This is a genomic window from Schwartzia succinivorans DSM 10502 (genome assembly GCF_900129225.1).
Lineage (GTDB): Bacteria > Bacillota > Negativicutes > Selenomonadales > Selenomonadaceae > Schwartzia > Schwartzia succinivorans.
Window position 1 is genome coordinate 1 of the sequence record NZ_FQUG01000009.1, and the last position, 26328, is coordinate 26328.

The window sequence follows — 26328 nt, forward strand, 5'->3', positions numbered from 1 at the left end:
ACAAGCTGGTAAGGCACCTTGAAGACGACAAGGTTGATAGGTTGGGAGTGGAAGTCCCGTGAGGGATGAAGCGGACCAATACTAATATGCCGAGGGCTTGACTTACAAGACTAAAATGTTCGAATCTTCTTCTGTATAGTTTTGAGAGAGCAATCTCTTAACAAAATATATCCGGTGGTGATGCCTACGTGGTTCCACCTGTTCCCATTCCGAACACAGTAGTTAAGCACGTAAAGGCCGAAAGTACTTGGCTGGAGACGGCCCGGGAGGATAGGAAGCTGCCGGTTGAAAAGAGACATGTATAACGCATGTCTCTTTTTTCGTTGTTAGAGAAACATACGCCTATCCGACCGGGGAACCCGTTAAAAAATTATTTTTCACTTTTCTAAGAAATTTTCTAAATTTTCTTTTTAATTTCGTAAACGCGTGAACCCCTTATACGGTTGACTTATTACATTAAATTCATTACAATAAAGTTTGTATAGTTGCCACTACTATCATGATTTACAACGCTTAAAAAAGCAAAATGTTTTACAAATTTAATCAAAGAGGAGGCGTGTAGTATCTTAGAATTGGTATTAGCAGCAGTACTTGCACTGATTGTTGGCGCAGGCGCGGGCTACACAATGCGTAAGCAGCAGGCTGAGTCGCAGATTGGTTCTGCAGAGGAGCAGGCGAAACGCATTTTGGAGGACGCGGAGGCGAAGGGCGAGGCGAAGAAGAAGGAGGCTTTGCTCGAGGCTAAGGAGGATATCCACAGACTGCGTCAGGATCTTGACCGCGATACGAAAGACCGCAGAAATGAATTATCCAGGCAGGAACGCCGTCTTGTCCAGAAGGAAGAGAACCTGGACCGCAAGATGGATTTGCTGGAGAAAAAGGAAGAAGACCTTTCTGCAAGGGATGAAGCACTTGAGAAAGAGCGTGTTTCGATTGCAGAGCTGCATGAACAGCAGAAGGCTGAGCTTGAGCGGATTTCTCAGATGACGACAGAAGAAGCCAAGACCTTGTTGATGGCCGAGGCTGAAGATGAGATGAAGCTTGAGAAAGCTAAAATGATTAAGGATTATGAGCAGCAGGCAAAGGATGAAGCTGACAAGATTGCCCGTGATATTGTTTCACAGGCAATTCAGCGTTGTGCCGCTGATCAGGTAGCAGAGACAACGGTCTCAGTCGTAGCCCTTCCAAATGATGAGATGAAGGGACGTATTATCGGTCGTGAGGGGCGCAATATCCGCGCTCTTGAGACGCTTACCGGTATCGGTCTTATTATTGATGATACCCCTGAGGCGGTTATTTTGTCCGGGTTTGATCCGGTGCGCCGCGAAGTGGCTCGCATTGCATTGGAAAAGCTCATTCAGGATGGACGTATTCATCCTGCACGCATTGAAGAAATGGTTGATAAAGCAAGACATGAGGTTGATCAGCGTATTAAGGAAGCCGGTGAGCAGGCTACCTTCGACACAGGTGTCAACGGACTTCATCCTGAGCTTGTCCGTCTTATCGGCCGTTTGAAATATCGCACCAGCTATGGTCAGAATGTACTTAATCATTCTGTAGAGGTTTCCTATCTTGCAGGAATCATGGCTGCAGAGCTTGGTGTGGATGTTATGCTGGCAAAACGTGCCGGTCTTTTGCATGATATAGGTAAGGCCATAGACCATGAGGTAGAGGGACCGCATGCTCAGATTGGTGCAGACTACGCTCGCAAGCATCATGAGTCCAAGGAAGTTGTAAATGCTATTGAGGCGCATCACGGTGAAGTTGAACCGATGACGGTTGAGGCTGTTCTGGTTGCAGCAGCAGATGCTATTTCCGCTGCACGTCCGGGCGCCCGTCGTGAAAGCCTTGAGGCATATCTCAAACGCCTGACGCGTCTCGAAGAGATTGCGAAATCCTTCGATGGCGTTGAAAGCTGCTTCGCTATTCAGGCGGGCCGTGAGATACGCGTAATGGTTAAGCCTGATAAGGTTGACGATGTTGCTTCTGTCGGACTTGCTCATGATATTGTCAAGAAAATCGAGTCCGAGCTTGAGTACCCGGGTCAGATTAAGGCGACAATTATCCGCGAAACGCGCGTGGTTGACTATGCCAAGTAATGGGTATATGATAAAAGAACAGTGAAGTCAGATGAACAGAAGGATGTTGTGAGGTTCACTTCGCAGCATCCTTCTTTTTTATCCGATGCTAACAGATGCTAAGACTCTCACTTCTAACGTGAGAACTAGCACCCACAATCGGTGTTAATCTGAATTCGATTACGATTATTATCAGAAGTGAGGGAATACCAATGGTCAGCTTTGGAAAGAAGAAAAAGCCGAATATGGATGGTATCAATCTGCTGATTTCGATTTTGGTATGTTATCCTGAGATTGGAACGGTAAGTTATGAGCCTTCACGCAGTGCGCTTCATTTTGCGTTTGCGATGAAGGAGGTTCCGAAGCGTCAGGCTTATGAGGATGTGGGTATGCTTATCAAGGAGAGCATCAAGTCGTATCATTCGCTTGAGGGGTTTCAGGATGCTGATGTCGAGATTTTTCTTGAAGGTCAGGGGCATACAGCTTTTTTCCATATCATACGCGATGTGAAGACTATATCGCAGGGTGAGATTAGTATGCTGAGTACTATTATGAGGGAGCATTTTGGAAATATCCTTATTATGGATCCTGATAACGGTACAGCAGCCTATGAGATGGAGCAGGAAGCTCATGAGGATGCAATCGACCATATGATATGCAATCTTAAGGTCAGCAATGGAACGAACCGCATGGTCGGAATCCGCGAGGAAGGCCGGGTTTTGGTTTTTAATAAGTGAGGGATTACTGTGCGCATAGCAATGGTAGGCGATGTTATAGGCCGCCCGGGTAGGGCGGCCTTTGCTAAATACACAGCGCAGCTGCGTAAGGAAAAAAAGGTAGATATTGTTGTCGTGAACGGGGAAAATTCTGCAGGCGGCAAAGGTATTACACGCAAGGCACTTGATGAGCTTCTGCACGCAGGCGCGGATGTTGTTACGAGTGGAAATCATATATGGGATAAAAAGGATGTGCTGGAGTTTATTGACCAGGAGCCTTTTTTGATTCGCCCTGCAAACTATCCTGAAGGAGCACCGGGCAAAGGGTGGTGCATATACCCCTGGAGGGCAAAAAATATCGGAGTGATGAATCTTTCAGGCCGTGCGTTCATGCCACCTATGGACTGCCCATTCCAAAAGGTTGAGGATATTCTGAGGGAAATGAAGGATAAGTGCGATATTCTTCTCCTGGATTTTCACGCTGAAACCACATCAGAAAAAATGGCGATGGGCTGGTATCTTGACGGACGGGTGAATGCAGTAGTCGGGACACACACTCATATCCAGACAGCTGACGAAAGGGTGCTTCCGAACGGTACTGCTTACATCACGGATTTGGGTATGGTAGGACCATGGGATTCGGTGCTCGGAGTCAAAAACGATATAATACTGCAGAAATTTACAACCGGAATGCCTGTCAGATTTGAGCTGGCAGGGGGGCCTAATGTTTATTCGGCTGTTATTCTTGACATTGATGAGTCTACAAACAAGACAACCGGAATAGAAAGAATCATGATTAAAGAGTAATTGCGCAGGACAGGAGCTGTGAAAAAAGCTCCTGTTTTTGTTTTAGTTGGCATTTGGTGCGTTTTTCTTCAAATTGTGGTAAAATGATATCATATATAGATTATGTTCGGTAAGTATGCTTTCAAAGCAGAGAAGAGGAAGTGGAGACGGTATGCCCAGTGATTTGCACATCCACACTACGTTTTCCGATGGGCGTCTGACGCCGGAAGAGGTATTGGATGCGGCTAAGGAAGCCGGTCTTACATATATCGCGATTACGGATCACGATACGGTAGACGGTATACGGCATCTTTATGAGCAGGGGCTGTATCCCTCAAAGACGCTGTCTATTATTCCGGGGATTGAATTCAGTACCGAGATGGACGGACATGATGTCCACGTGCTCGGTTATGATATAGATATATATAATCAGGAGCTTTCGGACAAAGTAACAGAACTGGCGGAATCCAGATGGATGCGGTTTACACAGATTTTGTCAAAGCTCAGGGAGCTTGGCTTCGATCTTTCTGAGAGTGATGTGCTCCAGATTGGGGGAACCAGCAGTTCCATAGGACGTGCCCATATTGCGCGTGCTTTGGTGAGAAAAGGCATTGTTCCGACAATCAGGGAGGCTTTCGATACGCTTCTTCAGCACGGATGTCCTGCATATGTCCCGCATTACAGAATTCAGCCTAATGAAGCTGTGGATTTAATTCGCGGCGCAGGTGGAGTTCCTGTTCTGGCACATCCAAAGCTCGTTGGGGACGATCAAATGGTTGAGCATTTGCTGTCGATGCCGTTTGGCGGTATTGAGGTGTTTTATCCGCAGCATGATGAGGAGGATACGGCGCGTTACAGTGATATGGCGAAATCACATGGACTTCTCATGACAGGCGGTTCTGATTTCCATGCGCTTTCAACACGTTTTCCGGAAAAACTGGGCGTGGTTACGATTGATGATGATTTGGCAAAGCCTTTTTTCCATCCGCCCAAGGCGCTTGAGTGAGATTACTTATTTGATTTGACTTTTAGAGTTATCGGCAGGTGAAATTTTATGGATGTTATAGCCCTGGTAGGACCGAGCGGTACGGGGAAAAGCCATCGCGCCCTTCTTGTTGCTCATCAATATGGAGCGGACGCGATTATTGATGATGGTATTCTGATACGCGACGGCAAGATTATTGCCGGACATTCTGCAAAGCATGAAAAGAGCAAGATTATGGCGGTAAGGCGCGCTATTTTTGTGCTCCCCGGACATGCCGAAGAGGTTCGCGAGGCTTTGGAAGAGATGAAGCCGCAGAGAATCCTGATTTTAGGAACCTCTGAGAATATGACACACAAGATTGCGAAGAAGCTTGGCCTTCCACCGATTTCGAAGCTTATTCACATTGAGGATATAGCTACGAAGGACGAAATGGCGAAGGCGGCATTTTATCGGCTCAAGGAAGGAAAGCATATTATTCCGGTTCCAACTATTGAGCTGAAGCCTCATTTTTCGGGATATCTCATTGATCCTATTCAGTCGTTTTTCAAAAAGGCACCTGCCCGTCGGAGACGCCTAGGGGAAAAATCCATTGTGCGTCCGGTTTTCAGTTACTATGGAAAACTCAGTATTGATGATTCGGCTGTAAGTGCTATCGTAAAGCGGCTTATCGGAGAGAAGGAATTTGTCAGCTCTGTAGGGAGCGTTAGAGTACGCCATCTTATGTATGGCGATGAGGACAGAGGTATTGAGGTGTCCTGTGAGGTCGTGCTCCATTACGGCAAGCATATTCCAACGCTGATACATGAAACCCAGCAGAAAATAAAGGAAGCTATAGAGTACATGACCGGAATGGTCGTTCATCATGTGAATATTGTTGTGCGTACACTTTATGTAGTGAACGCATGAAATACAGGCAATGGGGCCTGCTCCGTAAAGGGGCAGGTCTCTTTTTGGGAGGCAGACATTATGCACGGTGTTTTTGATATTATCGGTCCAATCATGATCGGGCCGTCAAGCTCACATACGGCAGGTGCAGTCAGGCTTGGACTAATGGCGAGAAAGGTGCTGGGTGAGCCGGTTACAAGGGCTGGTATCATGCTGTCGGGCTCCTTTGCCCAGACTTACAGAGGACATGGAACGGATAAGGCACTGATTGCAGGAGTGCTCGGAATGAAGCCTGATGACGAACGTATAAGGGACTCTCTTTCTATTGCAAAGGAGCAGGGGCTGGAATTTGCTTTTCAAAAAGCTGATATTCCCGGTGCACACCCGAATACGGCGGAGCTTCATCTGACGGGACTCCATCAGAATATTGCTGTGGTGCGCGGCGCATCGGTGGGAGGAGGAAATATCCTCATTACGAAAATCAATGATTATTACGTTGAGCTTGCGGGAAGGTATCCTGCGGTTGTTACGATACAGCGTGACCAGCCGGGTGTCATTATGAATATCACCTCAATTCTCGGAATGGGAGGCCTTAATATAGCATTCATGCATGTTGCCCGCAAAAACCGCGGCGAAGAGGCAATGACGATTTTGGAGCTGGATGAGGAGCCGCTTCCTTCTGTTATCGAGGCAATAAAGGGAGTAGACGGAATTCAGCAGGCTTTCAGCATACCGGCGATAGGGTGAGGAGAGGGTATTATGGATAACTTTCATACAATAGCGGAGCTAATCCGCATTGCTTCCGAGCGGCAGAAGCCTGTGCATGAAATTGTTTTGGCGGTGGAGTCGGAGCAGAAGCTGCGTACAAGGGAAGAGCTTATTGATGAAATGCGGCAAAACTGGAAGGTCATGTATGAGTCCGTGAAAAAAGGACTCAAGGGAGGTATTCGTTCAGTTAGCGGATTGACCGGGGGAGACGCGCCCAAGCTTTACAGACATCAGCTGAAGGGATTTCTGGGGCAGGCAGGATTGTCTACAGCTGCTTTTGCTGTTGCGGCAAGTGAGGTAAATGCTTCAATGGGGCGTATTGTTGCATGCCCTACGGCAGGCTCCTGCGGAATTGTTCCTGCTGTGCTCACTGAGGCGTATGAGCAGGGACGGGCGGAGGAAGATATTGTCATGTCGCTTTTTACAGCGGCGGGTATCGGAATGGTAATTGACGAAAACGCTTCTATCGCAGGCGCTTTGGGAGGCTGTCAGGCCGAGTGCGGCTCTGCTGCAGGAATGGCGGCTGCGGCACTTACGGAAATTGGTGGAGGAACGCCTGAACAGATTGGACACGCGGTGGCACTTGCCATAAAAAATCTCCTTGGACTTGCGTGTGATCCTGTGGCAGGTCTTGTTGAGGTGCCCTGCGTAAAACGCAACGGATTTGCTGCAGTTCACGCTATGCTGGCGGCCGATATGGCTCTTGCCGGGGTGAAATCAGTTATCCCTGTGGATGAGGTCATTGACGCAATGGACCGTATCGGACGTGCCATGCCGAGGGATATTAAGGAGACGGCAGAGGGTGGACTTGCAACAACAAAAACAGGTCTGGCGCTTCAAAAGAAAATTTACGGTTGATATATTCAAATTTCCGCGTCAAAATCATTATCGGGGTGCATTTGCACCTCTTTTTCTTTTGTATACATGTTTTTATTGCAAGGGATACCTTGCTATGTATAGCTGAATATGTTATTCTATTACGCATAGGTGAAATTTTGTTGTTGCATCTGTCTATTATAAGAGGAAACATGGATACTCTAAATGGATTTATGTAAAAACAAAAGGAATCCTCCCGTTGTTTGTCCATAATGGATGAACAACATGCTTCACGGGGAGATGAAGCAAAAAAATTTTAGGAGGGGTTCTTAATGAAGAAGACTCTTGTATCCGCACTTACGACGGCATTGGTCGTCGGCGCTGCATCCACGACGTTTGCAGCTGCTAATCCGTTTGAAGATGTTGCTGCTGACCACTGGGCTTATGATGCAGTTGCACAGCTCGCTGCAGACGGTGTAATCGAAGGCTATGGCGACGGCACGTACCGTGGCGACCAGGAAATCACACGCTATGAAATGGCTCAGATGGTTGCACGCGCTATGGCAAAGAATGGTGTTTCCGCTGCTGACAAGGCAATGATTGACAAGCTGGCTGCTGAGTTCGCGGATGAACTCAATGCACTGGGTGTTCGCGTTGCTGCACTGGAGAAGAAGGTTGACAACGTAAAATGGTACGGCTTGATGCGTTACACCTATGACCGTACACGCGTTGAAGGTCAGAAGGACCACAAAAACACGAATGACTTCCGGCTCCGCCTCATGATGGACGCAAAGGTTAACGAGCACTGGACAGGAAAGGCTCGTATCGAGTACAAGTCAGATATGGATTCTGCAAAGAATTCCACAGGCGCTGACGGCAACATCTTCCTGAACCGTGCTTATGTTGAGGGTACTTACGGCGCTACGGTCATCGACCTTGGCCGCTTCCCGGCTTTCTCCACGGTAGACGGCGGTATGGTATTCGATGATGAGATGTCCGGCGGACAGGTCGTATTCGGCAAAAAGGCACAGCTGAAGCTCTTTGCCGGCCGTTATCGCAATGATGACCTCATTGACGGAAAAACCTCCACACTCATGGGTATTGAGGTAGATACAGATCAGTCCAAGAAGTTCAAAGCAGGTGCTGCATACTATCATCTGAGCAACAAGGATGCTTTTGAAAATGCTGATTATGCAGGCAAGCTTTATGACGCAAAGAAAGCAAGCATCTGGGAAGTCGGACTTGGCTACCGCTTCGATAAGAACTTCGCTTTGAACGGTGCTTATGCTGCGAATACGTCCGGCGACATCGAATCCAAGCATCGCCGTGCATGGAGCGCACAGCTCGATTACAAAGGAGCAAAACTCAATCAGGTAGGCTCCTTCGGTCTCTACGCTGCATACCGCCACATCGGCAACTATGCTGTCCTTGCTCCAACATACAACGTCGGTGCACGCGACAACAAGGGCTGGAGCGTCGGTGCCAAGTACACAATCATGCAGAATGTATTCCTCATGGCTGAATACTTCGACGGCAAACAGCTCTCCACAGATTTGAAGAAGAAAGAAATCTTCACACGCGTTGAGATGTACTTCTAATTTGATATTAACTAAAAACTCCCGCCTCGGCGGGAGTTTTTTTCTACGTGAAAAAGGATTTTTCAAACCTTTGACGAACTCTTACAACGTGAAAATTTTTTGAAGAAAAGAAAGGGGAGAAATTTATGAAGAGAAGATTGGCGGCAGGATTTTCATTTGTGCTGGTGCTTTTACTTTTTGCTGTACCTGCATTTGCGGCAGAGGTAACCTTCTATCACACAAATGATATACATGCACGTGTCGAAGCCGGGGATGACTACGGCAAGTCTGTTGGATTGGCTGAAATTGCGGCTGTTGTAAAAGAGGGGAAAAAACACAAGACAGCGCTGTGGCTTGATGCAGGTGATTTGATTCACGGTATGCCGCGTATCAATATCACGAAGGGCGAGGCAATGGTTCCTATTCTTAATGAGGCAGGGATGGATGTTACCGTTCCCGGAAATCATGATTTCAATTATGGCTTTGCGCAGCTTCATAAGATATCCAAAGAATTCAAATTTCCCGTTCTTTCCGCAAATATTGCGATGAAAGAAACGCCCGAGGGGCAGACGGAGCGTGCGCTTCCCTTCCGTCCGTATGAGATTTTTAAGCTGAAAAACGGTGTAACTGTCGGCGTATTCGGACTTACGACACCGGAAACACAGTACAAAACTAATCCGAAGAATGTCACAGAGGTTGAATTTCTTGACCCGGTGAAGTGTGCCCGTGCGATGGTATCCATGCTTCGCCCGTCCTGCGACATTGTTGTCGCAGTCATGCACATGGGAGTGGACCTTGGTTCTGAAATCAAGAGCGAAACGATTGCAAGGGAAGTCCCCGGAATTGATGTAATCGTTGACGGACACAGCCACACACGTCTGCCTGAGGGCGAGCTGGTCAATCAGACGCTGATTGTACAGACCGGCTGGCACGATTACTGCCTCGGAGAGGTAACTGTAAAGGTTGAGGATCACAAGGTCGTTTCAAAAAAGGCAAGACTGATTGAGGCAGAGGAAATGAAGAAAATCGCTCCTCAGCCGGACAAGGCCGTTACCGATACTCTGAAACGTCTTAACGCTGAAAGCGACAAGCTGATGAATGAGGTTGTCGCTCATAGCGGTCGTGAGCTTACAGCGGAAAGAGATATTGTACGTTCAAGGGAAGCCGAGCTTGGGAATTTTTATGCGGATGCCTTCAGGGCAACGGCAAAAACAGATATTGCTGCCATCAACGGAGGCTGTCTGCGCGAAAAGCTTCCGAAGGGCGATGTAACGCGTGGAAACTTAATGGAAATTACTCCCTTCGGCAATACATTAAAAGCAATTCGTATAAAGGGTGCTGTAGTTCGTGCTATGGTTGAGCATTCGGTATCACAGGTGCCGGGCAATTTCGGAGGTTTTCTTGACTTTAGTGGCCTGACCTTCTCCTTTGACCCGTCAAAAGCACCGGGAGAGCGCGTGCAGGATATCCTTGTAGGAGAAGAACCTCTTGACCCGATGAAGGATTATACGTTTGCAACAGTAGATTATTTATGCGACGGTGGCGACGACTATAGTATGCTGGTCGGCGCGCCTGTCGTCGGAGAGTTCGATACTGTAGAAAGTGTCGTGGCAGATTATATGAACTCCGGAGCTGAGGTAGGAGCTGACATGGGCCGAATAACGGTTCTTGGCAAAGAGGCTGCAACGGACAGCAAAGAAGCGGCGTAAAGTACAACTAAAAGGGACTGTGAAAAATGCGTCAGCATTTTGTCATGGTCCCTTTATTTTTAGCGTATGTCCATCATAGATTGCTTTTTGTGATGTTGCAATTGCAACATCATAGTGTGGCAGTTGATGGTATAGTAGTAAGTAGATTATGAAAATTTAAAAATGTTGGGGGTGTGGAAATGGCCGGGTATCATCTTGATCTTCACCTGCTGCATCTTTTTGAGGGGCTGACAGCAGCGGAAACAGATCAGTTCCTTGCAGGAATGAACGCCTCAGTTCGGAGATATGAAAAGGGGAAATATGTTTTGCAGGCGGGGAAGAAAAACGAAAATATCGGTGTTATCGTTGAGGGTGAAATACAGGTAATCTCAGAGGATGTACACGGAAATGAGTCCGTAAGCCATTCGTTGGAACGAGGGGCACTCGTAGGAATTACTACTGCGATTCTTCCGGATAAGGCAATGAATTTGTCTCTTGTTGCGACAACAAATGTGCTTGTTCTTTGGATTCCATATAATATCCTGCTGACTTCAGGAGCCCGCATGGGCCGTATTCATGGAGTGGTCATGAAGCACCTTTTGCAGGTATTCGCTTGGAAGACCGTCATTATGGCAGAAAAGATTCAGCTTTTATCGCAGAAGACTCTTAGGGAGCGGATCGTTTTGTACCTTCAGCAGAAGATGTGGAGGCAGGGAGTGGATAAGGTTCATATTCCGGGACGTATACAGATGGCAAAGGAACTGGAGTGCAATCGAAGCGCGCTTACGCGAGAGCTGTCTATTATGAAAGCAGAGGGTATTATCTCTTTCGAGGATGACTGGATGCAGCTGTGCGTGGAGAAGCGCTTATGAAAATGATTGTGTTTGAAGAAGTAGATAAATCCTTTGGGGGAAGAAAGGTTCTGAGAAATTTATCTGCCGTATGTTGTGGGGGGCAGATTACATCGGTCGTTGGACCGAACGGATGCGGAAAGTCAACTTTTTTAAAACTGGCTGGGCACTTCATGCTTCCTGACAGTGGACGTGTCACGATAAAGGAAGAAGACATGGTGCTGCAGGGGGAAGAACTTCGTATGTCTCTCGCTTATATGTCGCCGGAGCTAAGATTTTATCCGAGACTTACGGCGCTGGAAAATCTCTCTTTTTTTCTTGGGCTTAGGGGGATAGCGTTAGATGGCAGACAGTATGAGGAGGTGCTGGAACGTGTCGGAATACTTCCAGAGGCAGTAAAAAGAACCAGAGTCGGTGAATTTTCTACAGGCATGCGGCAACGTCTCCTTTTTTGTGTGATGCTGGCATCGAAAGCGGATATATGGCTTTTGGATGAACCGGGAGCAAATCTGGATGATGAGGGACGTGCAATGGTGCTTCGTGAGATAAAGCGCGGAGCATCTGAGCAAAAGCTTATATTGCTCGCAACAAATGACAGCAGGGAAAGGGGGGCGGCAGATGAAGCCATCGACCTTTCAGGGAATTAAGCTGGTGCTTCGAAAAGAGCTTATGACAGGTTTGAGGTTTCGTGCAGCGTGGGCGGCAATGCTTATGTTTTCTTTTACGTCGCTGGTGTGCATTAGCTTTGCACTGGGCGGAACCTCAGCAGAACCAAAGCTTTTCGCAGCACTTTTATGGATTCTGTTGTTCTTTTCCTCACTGGCAGGGTCGGACCGTGTGTTTTCAGATGAAGAAGCTGAAGGAACACTTATGGCTCTGCGTGTATATGCCCCTTCTCAGGCTGTGCTGTTCGGCAAAATGCTTTATGAGTTTTTTGTACTGACCGTTATCACTGTACTTCTTTTGCCGCTGTTCATAGTATTTCTTGGAGTGGAAACGAAAGAGATACTGCTGCTGCTTTGTACGGTTGGCGCAGGTCTTTGGGGTATTTCGGCGGCCGGAACGCTGCTTTCCGCGCTGATTGTCGGAGCAGGGGTTCGAAGCGGACTGTTTTCGGTTCTGATGCTTCCTGTGATTCTGCCTGTCTTTCTTCCGGCAATCCGGCTGACAGAGGCGGCGTTTGGAGGAACCGTGGTATCACTGAGCTTTTTTGGTGGAATCGTTTTGTACGATATGATTTTGTCTGTGGCAGCATCGATTTTGTTTGATTATCTCTGGTATGCGGAGTAAATGGGGGTGAAGTTTGTGCTTGGTGCGTGTATTGTGATATTGACAGTAATGGTAGCCGGTGCAGTATTCTTCGTCGTGCCTCCTGCGGAAGGGCTCGGGAATCTGGTCCGTATCGCGTTTTTGCATATTCCTGCGGCGTGGGTATCCGTTATTGCCTTTTTTATGAGTGCATGGTGGGCTGCGGCATATCTTCGCAGGGGAAATATACGGGATGATGCGCGTTCATTTTCCTCGGCAAGACTTGGCTTTGTATTCACACTTTTGGCCACTGTCAGCGGGGCCGTATTTTCAAAGCTTACATGGGGGGCCTATTGGAACTGGGACCCAAGACAGACGACAATCCTGGTGCTGCTTTTAATTTATGGGGCGTATCTTACACTGAGGGCTGCAATGGAGGAATACAATCGCAGGGCCAGGGTATCAGCGGTATACTCACTTTTTTCTTTCCTGACCGTGCCGTTTCTCGTGTTTATCGTTCCACGCCTGTTTTTTTCGCTGCATCCGACACCGGTTTTGAACGGCAGCGGCTCTGTAGATATGGATCCGGTGATGCTGGTTACGCTTTTTGCGGCGGCAGCGGATGCAACGCTGATTTACATCTGGCTGCTTTTGAAGAGTTCCCGTAAGGAGGAAAAGATATGAACCGAAAGGCTCTGCTGGTTGTTCTTTTATTGGCCTTTATAGGATATGCAGGATGGAGCTTCGTGGACTCACTGACCCCGTATGTCGGCATCGCAGCCGCCAAAAACGCATCAGGCAGCGTGCAGGTTAAGGGGCTTTTGGATGATAGGGAAAGCGCTCCTCACATGGAGGGAGATACCTTTGTGTTTTTTCTGAAGGATGAGGAAACAAGTGAGAGTATGATGGTTCGTTACAAAGGCACAAAGCCGGATCAGTTCGATCAGGCACATCATATTGTTGCGGTGGGGAAATATCATTCAGGCGCTTTTCATGCGGAAAAGCTGCTTATCAAATGTCCGTCGAAATACGAGCAGCAGAAGGGAAAATAGAAAATGGCAGGATTTGTCTTTTTGTGTGTGGTACTTCTTGCATCTACGGGAGCAGTCCTGTGTTATGGAACAGAGCGGGAAAAAACGGGCTGCTTGGGCAGGGTACTGGTATATCTGGCGTTTTTTGCGGCGTTTGCCGCAGCTGCCGTACTCATGGGATTTCTGCTGACGAATCGTTTTGACATTGCATATGTTGCAGCCTATTCATCAAAGAATCTTCCTTTAATGTATAAGATTTCAGCTTTTTGGGCCGGACAGGAAGGTTCCTTCCTCTTATGGCTGCTAATACATGCCACAGCAGGTGCATGGCTTGTTTATAAAGGAAGAATGAAATATGGTGGATTAACAGTATATCTACTTATTCAACTTCTCTTGACCGTGTTGTGTGTTGAAAAAAGCCCTTTCCGTCCTATAGAGGAATCGGTGCTTGACGGTGTGGGGCTTAATCCTCTGCTGCAGGACCCATGGATGGCAATACATCCCCCAATAATTTTTGTCGGATACGCACTTCTTGCCGTGCCGTTTGCGTACTGCTGCGGGGCGCTTATTGAAAAGGACATGGGAACGGGATGGATGAATTCTGTGCGCAGATGGGGGCTTTGTGCGTGGGCGTTTTTGGGTGCGGGTATTTTTATCGGCGGCTATTGGGCGTATAAGGTTCTCGGCTGGGGCGGTTATTGGGGGTGGGACCCTGTGGAAAATTCCTCCCTTGTACCGTGGCTTGTAACGGGTGTCATGCTCCATGTGCTATGTACAGCAAAAATCCGGCCGGCAGTTATCCCTATGGTGCATCTGTCGGTAATATTTACGTATACACTGGTTATTTACGGAACGTTTCTTACTCGAAGCGGTATTCTCGGAGATTTTTCGGTCCATTCCTTCAGTGGGACAGGAATAGGTCTCATGCTTGCGGTCGCGGACGGAACCGTGCTGCTGGCAGGACTCATCTTGATGATTGTACGTGCGGGCCTTCTTCCACAGGGTGAAATGTATACGGACCACAATAGCCGCGAGTTTTTCATGCTTCTCGGGTCGCTTTTGATTGTGTTTGCTTCTGCTATTGTCTTTATAGGAATGTCTATGCCTCTTTTGACGCAGCTTGTGAGTAAACCTGCGGCGGTCAATACAGATTTCTATGTACGGACATTGATGCCACTTGCAGTGGTACTCATGCTTGTTATGGGCATCGGAAGTCTGAAGCGATGGGGTAAACAAACAGAAAAGAAACGGCTTATACTCCCGATGGCTTTCTTTGTACTGGGGATTATGGCTGCACTTGGCATAGGCCTTCGCGCGCCGCTTCCAATTTTGCTCTCCGGCGCTTCGCTCTTTGCTGTTGGATGTGTTTGCATGGCAAAGAAAAAACAGCTGATAAAATGGGGAGGCTTCACTGCTCATCTTGGAGTCGCAATCGGCCTTTTTGCCATTGTGCTTTCCGGAAGCGGTAGCCGTCAGGTTTCCAGTGAATTTATCACAGGGACACCACAGCAGCTTTTTGGTCATGAAATTATCTATGAAGGGCAGCGTTTTACTGAGGATGGTTCAGAAAAGCGCTATGTTTTTCGGGTGGATGGAACAGAATATTCCGCTCTGACTAAGCTGCGCGCAAATGGGGAGGATGCGGCGCGTGAACCTGCTATAGGGCACTTTGCCGCAGGCGATGTGTATATAGCTCCGTCGCCTTTAAGTGCGGAACGAAGAGAAATGCTGCTTAAACACGGGAAAATTGCTATGGACGAAGCTTATGCGTACCGTTTTGAATCTGTTGAATACGAAGAAAAGAATGACGGCACAACGCTCGTGACGGCTGATGTAGAGATTACGGACGGAGAGCGCGTAGAACATGCTAAGCCCTGGATACGCGCGACTGCTGAAGGCGGTACATCAAAGCCTGTTGAAGTGTTTGGCGGGGCCTCGCGCATACGTTTAACAGGTGTTTCTTCAGATGGCCGTACTATACGCATGGAGTGCATGCCGTCCCTGGAATCTGAACAGGCTATGCCGGTGACCGCATCGGTAAGCACAAAACCTGGAATATGGATATTGTGGCTTGGCACGATGCTTGTTACAATTGGGTGTATAAAAGCTGCAAAAGAATAGCAAGAAGGAAAAACGCCGGGGAAAAATTCCCCGGCGTTTCGCGGTTTTGTAAAAATAAAAGCAATCGGTTTTGTTGTAAAAATTTTCTATAAAAACGTTGCTAGTGCAACATACGATTAAATTTTATGATGATATAATGAAAATAAATGAAAGGAGGGGAGCGGAATTGGATTTCAAACAGTATGTTTCCGAGCATACGCTGAAGTGCCTGGCGGGTGGATTCGTTATAGGTGCTCTTGTTATGGGGGTCGGGTCCGTTATGGTATCGGCAACAGGCGGCCCGGCATTTTGCGGAAGCTGTCACGCGATGAAAGAACCTGCTGCGAGCCATGCCATGGCAACGCACAAAGACAGGGACTGCGTTGAGTGCCATCTTCCACACGATAATCCGGCCATCTATCTCATAGAAAAGGGAAGAACCGGAATGATTGACACATATCATGAAGTCCTGCGTGATTACCCGGCGCATATTCAGCTCTCGAAGGGAGCGAAGGAGACCGTAAATAAGAACTGCCTGCGGTGTCATCAGACTACCGTAGAAAGGGTAAAAATGGGAGCCGCACCTATGGATACGGGTGACTGTATGAAGTGCCACAGCCGTGTGGCCCATGGCTCCAACCATCTCGAAGGGGGGATAAAAGTTGAATAAACTGCAAAAACGGCTCATCGGACTTGCCGGTGCATCGGCCCTGTTCTTCGGATTTGTGGTGTTCCGCATCGCAGCAGCTCCGCATGATGATACCGTGAAGCTTGCAAAGATACCGACGACGAATAATGCGCATTTGGGAACGGAAGCGTATAAAGACGCGTATCCTCTGCAATACAAGTCATTTATGAAAAATAATGAAGGAGCTCCTTCACCAACAGGCTTTGGCGGAGCACAGCCGGAAAATTCTCATTTGAAAAATCAGCCTGAGATGCTGGAGAATTTCAAAGGATATAAATTTGCCATTCAGTATGATGACGACCGTGGTCATACATACGCCGGCAAAGACATTCTGAGCTCAAAACGCCGTCCGGGGCAAAAAGGAAGCTGTATCGTCTGCAAGAGTTCGTATATGTATGATGTCTATTATAAGGACAGCGGTTGGGATTTTGCTTCCAAACCTTTTGATGATATCGCTGCACCGATTGCGGCTGATCAGTGGTTCGGCTGTTCGTCATGTCATGATCCGGAAACCATGCAGCTGCGTATTTACAACGTGGGCTTTGTTGATTCCATGGCACGTCGCGGTATCGACGTAAAGACTGCATCCCATAACGATATGCGTGCTTATGTCTGTGCGCAGTGCCATACTGAATATTATTTCACCAAGGAAGACGGACGCGTTAATATGCCGTATGACAACGGATATGATGCCGAGGCCGAATTCCAATTCTATCAGTCGGGGCAGGCGGGAGGCTTCCAGCAGGATTGGATTCATGCAGATTCCAAGACACCAATGCTCAAAGCACAGCATCCGGATTTTGAAGCATGGGTCACGGGTGTCCATGCGGATGCGGGAGTAACCTGTGTGGACTGCCACATGCCGTATGTACGTGAGAACGGACGTAAATATACATCGCACTGGATGACGAGTCCGTTGAAGACTATCAATGAATCGTGCCTTAAATGTCATGATGAGAGTGCTGAAACCCTCACCGCGCGAGTCAAGACTATTCATGAGAATACGTTCAAGCTCCAGCGCATTGCGGGACAGACAGTATCCAAAGCGCATCTGACCATTCAGGCAGCCATGAACAGCGGTGCAACAGATGCACAGCTTGCGCAGGCACGTTTGAAGCTTCGTGAGGCTCAGTGGTATTGGGATTGGGTGGCTGCCGAGAACGGTGTCGGCTTCCATAATCCTGACCGTATCATGCGCACACTTGGTCTTGCAATAGACCTCGCCCATCAGTCAATAGAAGAAGCAAATGCAGTAGTTAAGGGTTCACTGTAAGAACAAAAGAGACTGTGTAAAATGCGAAAGCATTTTCCACAGTCTCTTTTTTATAGCCCTGGATAAGTTCGGCTAAATTCAGAAGTAGTCTAAAATTCCCCCTGAATAAATTTCATTTTATGTTCGCCCGAAGGCGAAGATTTTTACGAAAAGGAAGGTGACGGGGACTCCGAGAACCGCAGCTATGAGATAGCTTACTATGTCGGGATAGCCCAGCCAGTTGTAGAAGATAAGGACAATGATATTCTGTATGACATAGTTTGGTATGTATGATACAGCAAATTTCGCCAGTCTCTGAAGGCTCAGCGGCTCAGGGAATATGAATTTGCTGTTCAGCACGTATGCGATTGTGTTTGCTACGATATATCCGCAGTTGAATGCGATATTGCTGTCGGGGATAACATGGCGGAACAGCCACGCCAGAAATGTTCCGTTAAATGTGTTTATGCAGCCGACAACGAGAAAAAGAAAAAATTCCTTTGTGAAAAAATGATGCCTAATGCGTTCCATTAGTGATGACAATTACAAGACTCCCTTCGTCAGTGAATATTATCCGAAGATATAGGGCTTTTGTCAACTTAAATGAAAGTCTTTGGATTATGCAGATTATTTGAAGCAAAAAGAAGGAATATTTCCTTGTATGGAGAAATAAGTAGCGTAAAAAGATTTTTTCTGGAGAATGACGAAATGAGAAAGATGAACAAAAAGCTTTTCGGAATTGCAGGCGGCATATTATTTGCGGCAAGTATATTTCAACCTATACAGGTGCAGGCAGCAGCGGAAACGGTGGCTGAGGCCACGGTAACTGCAGGACGCAGTGCGGACATAAATGATTCCACGGGATTTGTGGTGTTATCCGATGTAGTTCCCGATATCATTCAGGAGGTGCGTTATTTTTCAACATATAACTTTGTCGGAGACCGTATCAACGGATATCATGAGCCCTGCGTACTCATGAGCAGGGAAGCAGCTCAGGCTCTGAAGGCTGTCTCTGATGAGCTGAAGGAAAAGGGCTACCGTCTTAAGGTTTACGATGCGTATCGTCCGCAGGAGGCCGTGGACAACTTTGTTGCCTGGGCAGAAAATCTCAAAGATGCGCGTATGAAGACGTACTTCTATCCGCAGGTTGACAAAACGAGACTTTTCGCTGACGGATATATTGATGCGAAATCAGGTCATAGCCGCGGCTCTGCCATAGACCTTACACTTTTCGATATGAAGACAGGCAAGGAAGTGGACATGGGAGGTACCTTCGACCACTTTGGGCTGGAAAGTCATCCCGACTGGTGCGGAGATCCTGAGACAGGAAAATATACAGGAAAATTCAAAGGGAATGCTGTACCAAAGGAAGGAAAAATTACGGAGAAGCAGTTCGCCAACCGTATGATGCTCAGAGACGTAATGCTGCGTCACGGCTTTAACCCGATTGATACGGAATGGTGGCACTTCTTCCTGAAAAATGAACCGTATCCTGATATGTACTTCAATTTCCCGGTAGAGAAACTGAATAAATAATGCAAGGGAATTTTTTGAGGATTTGCCTTTTTGGGGGCAAATCCTCTTTTTGCAGTAAAGAGGAAAAGGCGTTATAATTAAAAAGATATTTGGATGATGGGATGAAGGTTTGTATATATGAAATTAGTTTCTATTGTTGTACCTGTTTATAATGAAGAAGCGAATCTGCGGCATTTTTATGAAGCCGTATGCGAGGCCATGAAGCCCTTGACAGATTATACCTTTGAGCTTGTTTTTGTTGATGACGGTTCGAAGGACAATAGCCGTGTGATTCTCCGTGAGCTTGAAAAAGAGGATGAGCGGGTACAGCCGATGTTTCTGGCAAGAAACAGCGGTCATCAGCTTGCCCTGACCTGCGGACTTGACCATACAGATGGTGATGTAGTAATTACTATGGACGGAGATATGCAGCATCCGCCTGAAATGATTCCTACGCTTCTCAAAAAGTGGGAGGAAGGCTACGAGGTCGTTCAGACTGTTCGCGTGACTACAGAGGGAGTATCATTTTTCAAAAAGACGACCTCGGCTCTTTATTACAAGGTGCTGAATATGGTTTCAACTGTACCGATTCAGCCCGGCGGTTCGGATTTCAGACTCATGGACCGTATTGTTGTGGAGGCATTCAGAAAATATCGCGAGCATGCACGATTTATACGCGGACTTATTGTTGCTATGGGTTTTAAGCAGACGAAGCTGGAGTTCGTCGCTCCGCCGCGCTTTGCAGGTGTGTCAAAATTCTCTTTCAGGAAGATGCTCCACCTTGCGGTAGACGGCATTCTGGCTTTTTCTACGGTTCCACTGAGATTCGGCCTTTATGCAGGAGTGCTGTCAGGTATCATAAGCTTTTTCCTCTTCCTGCATGTGCTTTTTGTAAAATATGTTGAGAACGATGCTGTCCCTGGCTGGGCAACTATTCTTGCCTGCGTTCTGTTTTTCGGAGGGGTGCAGCTCTTTATTCTCGGAATTATGGGAGAGTACATCGGACGTATTTTTGAGGAAACAAAGGGAAGGCCTCTGTACCTGATTGCAAAGGACAAGCCGAAAAACGAGAAGAAAGAATAAAAGCTGAAATTTTGTTATAGAGAATAAGAAAGACCGTCGGCAGCTGCCGACGGTCTTTGTGCGTTCGGATATTATTTGAAGTAACGGTCGAGAAGTCCTTTGAAGCCGCAGCCGTGACGGGCTTCGTCCTTTGCCATTTCGTGGACTGTGTCGTGAATGGCATCGAGATTAAGCTGTTTTGCCAGCTTTGCAAGCTCCATTTTTCCTGCGCATGCACCGTGCTCGGCGTCAACGCGCATCTGAAGATTTTTCTTTGTGGAGTCGGTGAGCACCTCTCCGAGAAGCTCCGCAAATTTTGCGGCGTGCTCTGCTTCTTCAAATGCATAGCGTTTGAATGCTTCTGAGACTTCGGGATAGCCTTCGCGGTCTGCGACACGGCTCATTGCAAGATACATGCCTACCTCTGAGCATTCACCTGTAAAGTTTTGGCGGAGGCCCTCGATGATTTTTTCATCAACACCCTTTGCAACGCCTACACGATGCTCATCGGCAAATACGAGGTCTCCTGACTGCTCAACGAATTTGGAGGCAGGAGCCTTGCAGATAGGGCACTGCTCAGGTGGATTGTCACCTTCATGGACATAACCGCATACGCTGCATACAAATTTTTTCATAATAGCCCTCCTACAACAATTGTTCTGTAAATTCGTTCATCATACTCCTGATTTGATTATATAGGCAGTATAGATAAAAAGCAATGAGTAAAAGCTTAAGTTTTGTGTTATGATTAAATGAGTATAGAAAGAAGGGAAGAACCCGTATGGAAATCATAACAAAGGCGCCGGAGGAGACGAGCGCTCTTGCGTGCAGAATAGGGAAAAATGTGCCTGCCGGGACGGTAATATGCCTTACGGGGGATCTCGGAGCAGGAAAGACACTTTTCACAGAAGGCTTTTGCCGTGGTCTCGGAATTGATTCGGATGTAACAAGCCCGACGTTTAATCTTATGAATGTGTACGAGGGAAGGCTTCTCGTGCGTCATTTTGACCTTTACCGCCTTGAGGATGAGTCGGAGCTTGAGGAGTTCGGCTTTTATGAGTACTCTGAGCCTGATGACGGGCTGGTGCTTATTGAGTGGGCGGACAAGTTCCCTGAGGCTTTGCCTGAGGCATATATAAGAATACATATTGAACGCGGTCAGGATGAAAATGAACGCGTCTTAAGCTTTACGAGGGCCGGCGAAATTGATGCCGCCTGGCTCAGGGAGCTTCTTTCACAGGAGGGAAAGTAATTGTTGGTTTTAGCTATAGAGACAGCGACTATTGTATCAAGTGTGGCGGTTGCCGAGGATGGCAGGCTGCTTTCTGAGGTGACTGCAGCGGCAAAGCTGACTCATTCGGAAACGCTTCAGCCCCATATAAAGCAGGCGATGGAGATGGCTCGCGTAAAGAGAGAGGATATAGGGGCTGTTGCGGTAAGTCTTGGACCGGGTTCCTTTACGGGACTTCGTATCGGTCTTGCCGCTGCCAAGGGCCTCGCGTACGCGTGGGGCGTGCCCATCGTCGGGGTTTCGACGCTTGAGTCGATGGCTGCGGATTTCCCTGTGCCTGGTGCGTGTATTGTGCCTCTCATTGACGCGCAGAAGGGGAATGCCTATATGGCATGCTATGAATATGGAAAAAACGGCCTTGAGGAAGTAGAAAAGGTTGAGGTCGTTTCTATTGATGAAGTCCTTTCGCGTTGCGGAGCAATGAGTAAAAATGTGATACTCTGCGGAGATATGGTAAAAAAATTCGCAGGCAGGGAGCTTCCATCCAATGTGGTTATTGCCCCCTTTACTCACGTGCTTCCAAGGGCTGCGACGGTGGCTTCATTGGCGTTGGAACGCCTTTCAAAGGGCGAAGAAGACAATGTTATGAACCTTGAACCTGTTTATATCAGACGCTCGGAGGCAGAGGTGCTTTGGGAAAAACGCCATCCGGAGGCAGAGCTTTGATTACGTTTCGCAGGATGCGGCCTGAGGATGCCGCAGGGGTTGAAAAGGTTGAGCTTGCGTCTTTCCCTGTTCCCTGGTCCAGACAGTCATTTTGGGAAGCTGCGGCAAATGACAAGACGCATTATATTTTGGCGGTTGACGGTGAGGAAATCATTGGCTATGCCGGTACATGGATTCTCGGAGACGAGGCGCAGATTACAAATGTGGCAATCGCGCCGGAATACCGTGGAAAGGGTGTAGGAACCAAGCTGATGGCGGAGCTTATAAAGGCGTCAAAGGAGCTGGGCGCAGTACGGATGACTCTTGAGGTGCGCCCGTCAAATGCTCCTGCCATAGCTCTTTATGAATCCTTCGGGTTCAAGGACTGCGGAAGAAGACCGGGCTATTATCAGGATAACGGCGAAGATGCCATTATCATGTGGAATATGAATTTGTAATGGAGGAACGTATGAATAATTCAGAGGAGCGGCTGACACTTGGGATTGAGTCCAGCTGCGATGAAACGGCAGCCGCGGTGCTTCGCGGCGGCCGTGAGCTTTTATCCAATATAATATCGACACAGATACCGATTCATCAGAAGTTTGGCGGTGTTGTGCCTGAAATAGCATCGAGAAAACATATTGTGAATGTAATGCCTGTGGTTGATGAGGCGCTTCGTACGGCAGGCGTAAAGCTCTCGGATATAGACCAGATTGCGGTGACCTACGGACCCGGACTGGTAGGCGCGCTTCTTGTCGGGGTATCGGCGGCGAAGGCGCTCGCTTTTGCGCAGGATATTCCATTGATTGGTGTAAATCATCTTGAGGGGCATATATTCGCAAATTTCCTGAGTGCGCAGGAGCTGAAGCCGCCTTTTATGGCTCTCGTTGTCTCGGGCGGTCATACGGCTTTGGTTGAGGTCAAGGACTACAATAAATTCCGTATGATGGGACAGACGCGTGATGACGCGGCAGGAGAGGCCTTTGATAAGGTTGCCCGTGTCATGGGGCTTCCGTATCCGGGAGGTCCGCAGATTGACCGCCTTGCCAAGGAGGGAAATCCTAAGGCGATAGATTTCCCCCGTGCGCTTGTCAAAAGCGGTGATTACGAATTCAGCTTCAGCGGTCTGAAATCTGCTGTGCTTAACTATCTCAATGCTCAGAAGATGAAAAATATTGAGGTCAACCGCGCGGATGTTGCGGCGTCCTTTCAGGATGCGGTTATTGAGGTCCTTATCGCAAAGGCTCTTGAAGCAATGCGTGAGACAAATATGGATACTCTCGTGCTGGCAGGCGGCGTTGCGGCAAACAGTATGCTTGAGGACCGCCTCCGCGCAGCTGCTGAGGAAAACGGAATCAAATTCTATTTCCCAAGCCGTATTCTTTGCACGGATAACGCGGCTATGATAGCGTGCCGCGGATATTATCAGGCTCTGGACGGAGGTTTTTCGGATTTGTATCTGAACGCGGTGCCCGGGCTTGGTCTTAATGATGTGGGTTAAGTCGGCAAAAGGAGAAATCAATGGACGTACGTGAGCTTTGCCGAAAATTTACATCCTGTACCGCTGTCCAGGGAGAGATTCTTGCACATATTGCTGTATGCTTTTCGTTTGTGGCTGACCTGACTCATGCACAGGTGACACTTTACGCACCTGTGAAGGGAAAGGATTTTGAACAGCCCTGCTTTATTGTGCTTGCACATGAGGAGCCGCATACAGCGGTTCATGCTGCCAGCTGGGCGGAGCAGGGAAGCCTTGTGCGCATGCTTGAGGAGCCTTTGGTCAGGCAGACCTTTGAAACCGGCAAGCCTCTTACCGGAAGACGGGAATGGGAGCTTGGACAGACAGATATAATGATGTTCACCTACGCCATTCACGACGGTAATACACCGATGGCTGTTGTGACACTTGAAACAGCTGAGGAGACTCTGCACCTTGCCGGCAGCAGCCACCTTTTGAAGACCGCGTGCGCTATGCTTGTAAATTCCAGAAAACCTATCGAGCCAACCCTTTATCGTCCGATTGGGGCAAGTGACGGTGTGCTTATCACGGATGCTTATAACCGTATCATTTTTGCGAATGAAGCGGCAGGGCATATATACCGTATGCTTGGTGTCGGAAATCTTTTGGGGATGCATTTTTTCGACCATAAGCTCACCAGGCATATCACACGGGAGACAGTTTCACCGCAGCGTCCTGATGAAAAGGAATTTGAAGCGGGAAATCTCGTGCTTGTTCAAAGAAATATCCCCATTCATGAGGGAGGTAAGCTGCTGTGCCGCGTTATCGTTCTTGAGGACGTGACCGAGCTCAGGAAAAAGGAAAAGCAGATTCGCGTACAGTCGGCGGTCATCAAAGAGATTCACCACCGTGTAAAAAATAATCTGCAGACCATCGCAAGCCTTCTTCGTATGCAGGCCCGTCGCTCTTCGGAGCCTGCGGTCAAGGAGGCACTTTCAGAGAGCGTAAACCGCATTATGAGCATTTCTGTTGTTCATGAATTTTTATCTCAGCAGGGTTTTGAGGAAATCGACGTAAAAAAAGTCACGAACAATATTTTGGATTTGCTGCAGCCGATGATGCTTCCTGCGGATTTTGTGCTTGAGCGCAAATTTACAGGAGGAAATGCTTTGCTGCCGCCTGTAAAAGGAACGAATCTTGCTCTTGTCATAAATGAGCTGCTGCTTAATGCTATGGAGCATGGCTTTGAAGGAAGAAAAAGCGGAGTAATCGGGCTGGATATTGATGAAAAACCGGAATGCTTTTTGATTGATATATATGATGACGGTCTGGGGCTTCCGCATGACTTTAAGCTTTCAAAAACAAAATCTCTTGGGCTTCAGATTGTCCGCACGCTGGTGGAGGGAGATCTGGGGGGAGAGTTCCGCCTTGAAAGTGATGGGGAAGGTACTCACGCGCGGCTTATTGTTCCGCGTGGAAATGATAAGGAGGAAAAGAGTGTATGACGCCTTTGCGGCTTGTAATAGCGGATAATGAATCAATCATCCGAATGGATTTAAGGGAAATGCTGGAGGATGCGGGGCATGAGATAGTAGGCGAGGCTACGGACGGAAAACGTGCCGTGGAGCTTACGAAAAAATATAAGCCTGACCTCGTCCTTATGGATATCAAGATGCCTGAGATGGACGGCATAACGGCAGCAGGAAAAATTTCCGAGGAAGGGATTGCTCCTGTGTTGCTTTTGACGGCATTCAGCCAGCAGGATATAGTGGAAAAGGCGAAAGGATCTGGCGTTCTCGGGTATCTGGTAAAGCCCGTGCGTGAGGAAAATCTTTTCCCTGCAATGGAGATTGCTCTTTCGCGCTGGCAGGAAATGAAGGAGCTTGAGGGGGAGCTTGATAAGGCAAGGGATTCTCTGGAGCTTAGAAAGACTCTGGACCGCGCAAAGGGAATCCTGATGGATGCGTATTCTATAAGTGAAAGCGAGGCGTACCGCCGTATACAGCGCTACAGCATGATGAAGCGAATGACCATCAAGGAGGTAGCGGAGGCGGTTGTGCGCTCGGGAGTCAAAAAGAAGTAAAAAGCATAAGATGAAAGGGATGGGAAACATGGACGGAGAAATGCAGCGTTTTGTCGATATCCTTAAGGAAAGCCGCCGTATCGTATTTTTCGGCGGGGCCGGTGTATCCACGGAATCGGGAATACCGGACTTTCGAAGTGCTCAAGGACTTTGGAACGAAAAGCTCAAGATTGAGTTTACCCCTGAGCAGCTTGTGTCTCATACCTGTTTTATGAAATACCCTGAGCAGTTCTTTGACTTCTACAGAGAGAAGCTGATTTATCCCGATGCAAAGCCAAACGCCTGTCATACGGCGCTTGCGGAGCTGGAAAAAATGGGGAAGCTTTATGCCGTCGTCACACAGAACATAGACGGGCTGCATCAGGCTGCAGGCTCCAAGACTGTTTACGAGCTGCACGGCTCTGTGCTGAGAAACTATTGTATGGACTGCAATGCGCCATATGATATGCAGTTCATTTTTGACACTGCTCCCGAAATACCGCGCTGCCCCAAATGCGGCGGCATTGTAAAGCCTGACGTGGTGCTTTATGAGGAACCGCTGGACAGTGAGGTAATCAGCGATGCTGTGGATGCTATCCGCATGGCAGACACGCTCATCATTGGCGGAACATCCCTGGTGGTTTATCCGGCGGCAGGACTTATACGATACTTTGGCGGAAAGCATCTGGTGCTTATAAATAAAAGTGAAACGCAGGCAGACCGTGCCGCTGAGCTTGTAATAAGGCGCCCGATAGGAGAGGTTATGGGAGAAGCTGTGGCAGCACTGAGATAGAAGCTGCAGCTCCGGAAATTGAGCGAAACGTT

The 26328-nt window shown here is 48.0% G+C and carries 28 protein-coding genes and 2 rRNA genes; 28 read left to right on the top strand and 2 right to left on the bottom strand.

Features of this window, described 5'->3' with window-relative positions; translation table 11 throughout:
- The 19 genes from BUA83_RS12770 to BUA83_RS10280 all read left to right on the top strand — a co-directional run.
- A 23S ribosomal RNA gene (locus BUA83_RS12770) occupies positions 1-105 on the top strand; the annotation flags it as partial.
- A gap of 65 nt (positions 106-170) precedes the next feature.
- Positions 171-287: ribosomal RNA gene (rrf, locus tag BUA83_RS10195) — 5S ribosomal RNA — on the top strand.
- A gap of 285 nt (positions 288-572) precedes the next feature.
- Complete coding sequence (gene rny / locus BUA83_RS10200) at positions 573-2099, top strand: ribonuclease Y (protein ID WP_407695188.1); 1527 nt, start codon at positions 573-575, stop codon at positions 2097-2099.
- A 191-nt stretch (positions 2100-2290) separates the two neighbouring features.
- Positions 2291-2815 (top strand): hypothetical protein, encoded by a 525-nt coding sequence (locus tag BUA83_RS10205; RefSeq protein WP_072936195.1) that lies wholly within the window; start codon positions 2291-2293, stop codon positions 2813-2815.
- Between the two features lie 9 nt (positions 2816-2824).
- Positions 2825-3601: a TIGR00282 family metallophosphoesterase gene (locus BUA83_RS10210; protein ID WP_200796054.1), complete on the top strand. Its 777-nt coding sequence runs from the start codon at positions 2825-2827 to the stop codon at positions 3599-3601.
- 151 nt (positions 3602-3752) lie between these two features.
- Positions 3753-4586 (top strand): PHP domain-containing protein, encoded by an 834-nt coding sequence (locus BUA83_RS10215; RefSeq protein ID WP_072936196.1) that lies wholly within the window; start codon positions 3753-3755, stop codon positions 4584-4586.
- 48 nt (positions 4587-4634) lie between these two features.
- Positions 4635-5471 (top strand): Asp23/Gls24 family envelope stress response protein, encoded by an 837-nt coding sequence (locus BUA83_RS10220; RefSeq protein WP_072936197.1) that lies wholly within the window; start codon positions 4635-4637, stop codon positions 5469-5471.
- Between the two features lie 60 nt (positions 5472-5531).
- Complete coding sequence (gene sdaAB, locus BUA83_RS10225) at positions 5532-6197, top strand: L-serine ammonia-lyase, iron-sulfur-dependent subunit beta (RefSeq protein WP_072936198.1); 666 nt, start codon at positions 5532-5534, stop codon at positions 6195-6197.
- Between the two features lie 12 nt (positions 6198-6209).
- A complete protein-coding gene (gene sdaAA / locus BUA83_RS10230) occupies positions 6210-7076 on the top strand; it encodes an L-serine ammonia-lyase, iron-sulfur-dependent, subunit alpha (RefSeq protein ID WP_072936199.1) in 867 nt (288 codons plus the stop codon).
- Positions 7077-7366: 290 nt separating this feature from the next.
- Positions 7367-8632 carry a porin gene (locus BUA83_RS10235; protein ID WP_072936200.1) on the top strand — a complete coding sequence of 422 codons (1266 nt, stop codon included), beginning with the start codon at positions 7367-7369 and terminating at the stop codon, positions 8630-8632.
- Between the two features lie 125 nt (positions 8633-8757).
- Positions 8758-10320, top strand: coding sequence for a bifunctional metallophosphatase/5'-nucleotidase (locus tag BUA83_RS10240; protein ID WP_072936201.1), 1563 nt, complete (start codon positions 8758-8760; stop codon positions 10318-10320).
- Between the two features lie 179 nt (positions 10321-10499).
- The gene (locus tag BUA83_RS10245) at positions 10500-11171 is read left to right on the top strand and encodes a Crp/Fnr family transcriptional regulator (RefSeq protein ID WP_072936202.1); all 672 of its coding nucleotides are present in this window, start codon (positions 10500-10502) and stop codon (positions 11169-11171) included.
- Positions 11168-11797, top strand: coding sequence for an ABC transporter ATP-binding protein (locus BUA83_RS10250; protein ID WP_072936203.1), 630 nt, complete (start codon positions 11168-11170; stop codon positions 11795-11797). The genes BUA83_RS10245 and BUA83_RS10250 overlap by 4 nt, the downstream gene beginning before the upstream one ends.
- Complete coding sequence (locus BUA83_RS10255; RefSeq protein ID WP_072936204.1) at positions 11769-12440, top strand: heme exporter protein CcmB; 672 nt, start codon at positions 11769-11771, stop codon at positions 12438-12440. The genes BUA83_RS10250 and BUA83_RS10255 overlap by 29 nt, the downstream gene beginning before the upstream one ends.
- Before the next feature lie 15 nt (positions 12441-12455).
- Positions 12456-13082 carry a cytochrome c biogenesis protein gene (locus BUA83_RS10260; RefSeq protein WP_268793931.1) on the top strand — a complete coding sequence of 209 codons (627 nt, stop codon included), beginning with the start codon at positions 12456-12458 and terminating at the stop codon, positions 13080-13082.
- Positions 13079-13450: a cytochrome c maturation protein CcmE domain-containing protein gene (locus tag BUA83_RS10265; RefSeq protein WP_072936206.1), complete on the top strand. Its 372-nt coding sequence runs from the start codon at positions 13079-13081 to the stop codon at positions 13448-13450. Before BUA83_RS10260 ends, BUA83_RS10265 begins: the two co-directional genes overlap by 4 nt.
- 3 nt (positions 13451-13453) lie before the next feature.
- Complete coding sequence (gene ccsA / locus BUA83_RS10270; protein ID WP_072936207.1) at positions 13454-15550, top strand: cytochrome c biogenesis protein CcsA; 2097 nt, start codon at positions 13454-13456, stop codon at positions 15548-15550.
- 166 nt (positions 15551-15716) lie between these two features.
- Entirely contained in the window at positions 15717-16199 is a 483-nt protein-coding gene (locus BUA83_RS10275; RefSeq protein ID WP_072936208.1) for a cytochrome c3 family protein, read from the top strand.
- A complete protein-coding gene (locus BUA83_RS10280; protein WP_072936209.1) occupies positions 16192-17490 on the top strand; it encodes an ammonia-forming cytochrome c nitrite reductase subunit c552 in 1299 nt (432 codons plus the stop codon). Before BUA83_RS10275 ends, BUA83_RS10280 begins: the two co-directional genes overlap by 8 nt.
- A gap of 117 nt (positions 17491-17607) precedes the next feature.
- Here BUA83_RS10280 and BUA83_RS10285 read toward each other — a convergent pair whose 3' ends face one another.
- Positions 17608-18012 carry a GtrA family protein gene (locus BUA83_RS10285; protein ID WP_072936210.1) on the bottom strand — a complete coding sequence of 135 codons (405 nt, stop codon included), beginning with the start codon at positions 18010-18012 and terminating at the stop codon, positions 17608-17610.
- A gap of 165 nt (positions 18013-18177) precedes the next feature.
- On the opposite strand from BUA83_RS10285, the gene BUA83_RS10290 reads away from it, so the two are divergent.
- Together BUA83_RS10290 and BUA83_RS10295 are read left to right on the top strand one after the other, a co-directional pair.
- Complete coding sequence (locus BUA83_RS10290; RefSeq protein WP_234988321.1) at positions 18178-19005, top strand: M15 family metallopeptidase; 828 nt, start codon at positions 18178-18180, stop codon at positions 19003-19005.
- Positions 19006-19122: 117 nt separating this feature from the next.
- Complete coding sequence (locus BUA83_RS10295) at positions 19123-20067, top strand: glycosyltransferase family 2 protein (RefSeq protein ID WP_072936211.1); 945 nt, start codon at positions 19123-19125, stop codon at positions 20065-20067.
- 71 nt (positions 20068-20138) lie between these two features.
- Here the strand turns inward: BUA83_RS10295 and BUA83_RS10300 are convergent, their stop codons facing one another.
- The gene (locus BUA83_RS10300) at positions 20139-20681 is read right to left on the bottom strand and encodes an NADH peroxidase (protein WP_072936212.1); all 543 of its coding nucleotides are present in this window, start codon (positions 20679-20681) and stop codon (positions 20139-20141) included.
- Positions 20682-20827: 146 nt separating this feature from the next.
- On the opposite strand from BUA83_RS10300, the gene tsaE reads away from it, so the two are divergent.
- The 7 genes from tsaE to BUA83_RS10335 are packed head-to-tail and all read left to right on the top strand — an operon-like array spanning position 20828 to position 26296.
- Positions 20828-21298 (top strand): tRNA (adenosine(37)-N6)-threonylcarbamoyltransferase complex ATPase subunit type 1 TsaE, encoded by a 471-nt coding sequence (gene tsaE, locus BUA83_RS10305; protein ID WP_072936213.1) that lies wholly within the window; start codon positions 20828-20830, stop codon positions 21296-21298.
- The gene (gene tsaB / locus BUA83_RS10310) at positions 21299-22003 is read left to right on the top strand and encodes a tRNA (adenosine(37)-N6)-threonylcarbamoyltransferase complex dimerization subunit type 1 TsaB (RefSeq protein WP_072936214.1); all 705 of its coding nucleotides are present in this window, start codon (positions 21299-21301) and stop codon (positions 22001-22003) included.
- Positions 22000-22440 carry a ribosomal protein S18-alanine N-acetyltransferase gene (rimI, locus tag BUA83_RS10315; RefSeq protein WP_072936215.1) on the top strand — a complete coding sequence of 147 codons (441 nt, stop codon included), beginning with the start codon at positions 22000-22002 and terminating at the stop codon, positions 22438-22440. The genes tsaB and rimI overlap by 4 nt, the downstream gene beginning before the upstream one ends.
- Positions 22441-22451: 11 nt before the next feature.
- Positions 22452-23483 (top strand): tRNA (adenosine(37)-N6)-threonylcarbamoyltransferase complex transferase subunit TsaD, encoded by a 1032-nt coding sequence (gene tsaD / locus BUA83_RS10320; protein ID WP_072936216.1) that lies wholly within the window; start codon positions 22452-22454, stop codon positions 23481-23483.
- 20 nt (positions 23484-23503) lie between these two features.
- Entirely contained in the window at positions 23504-24946 is a 1443-nt protein-coding gene (locus tag BUA83_RS10325; RefSeq protein ID WP_072936217.1) for a sensor histidine kinase, read from the top strand.
- The gene (locus BUA83_RS10330) at positions 24943-25524 is read left to right on the top strand and encodes an ANTAR domain-containing response regulator (RefSeq protein ID WP_072936218.1); all 582 of its coding nucleotides are present in this window, start codon (positions 24943-24945) and stop codon (positions 25522-25524) included. The genes BUA83_RS10325 and BUA83_RS10330 overlap by 4 nt, the downstream gene beginning before the upstream one ends.
- Before the next feature lie 28 nt (positions 25525-25552).
- The gene (locus BUA83_RS10335) at positions 25553-26296 is read left to right on the top strand and encodes an NAD-dependent protein deacylase (RefSeq protein ID WP_072936276.1); all 744 of its coding nucleotides are present in this window, start codon (positions 25553-25555) and stop codon (positions 26294-26296) included.
- The last annotated feature ends 32 nt before the right edge of the window (positions 26297-26328 follow it).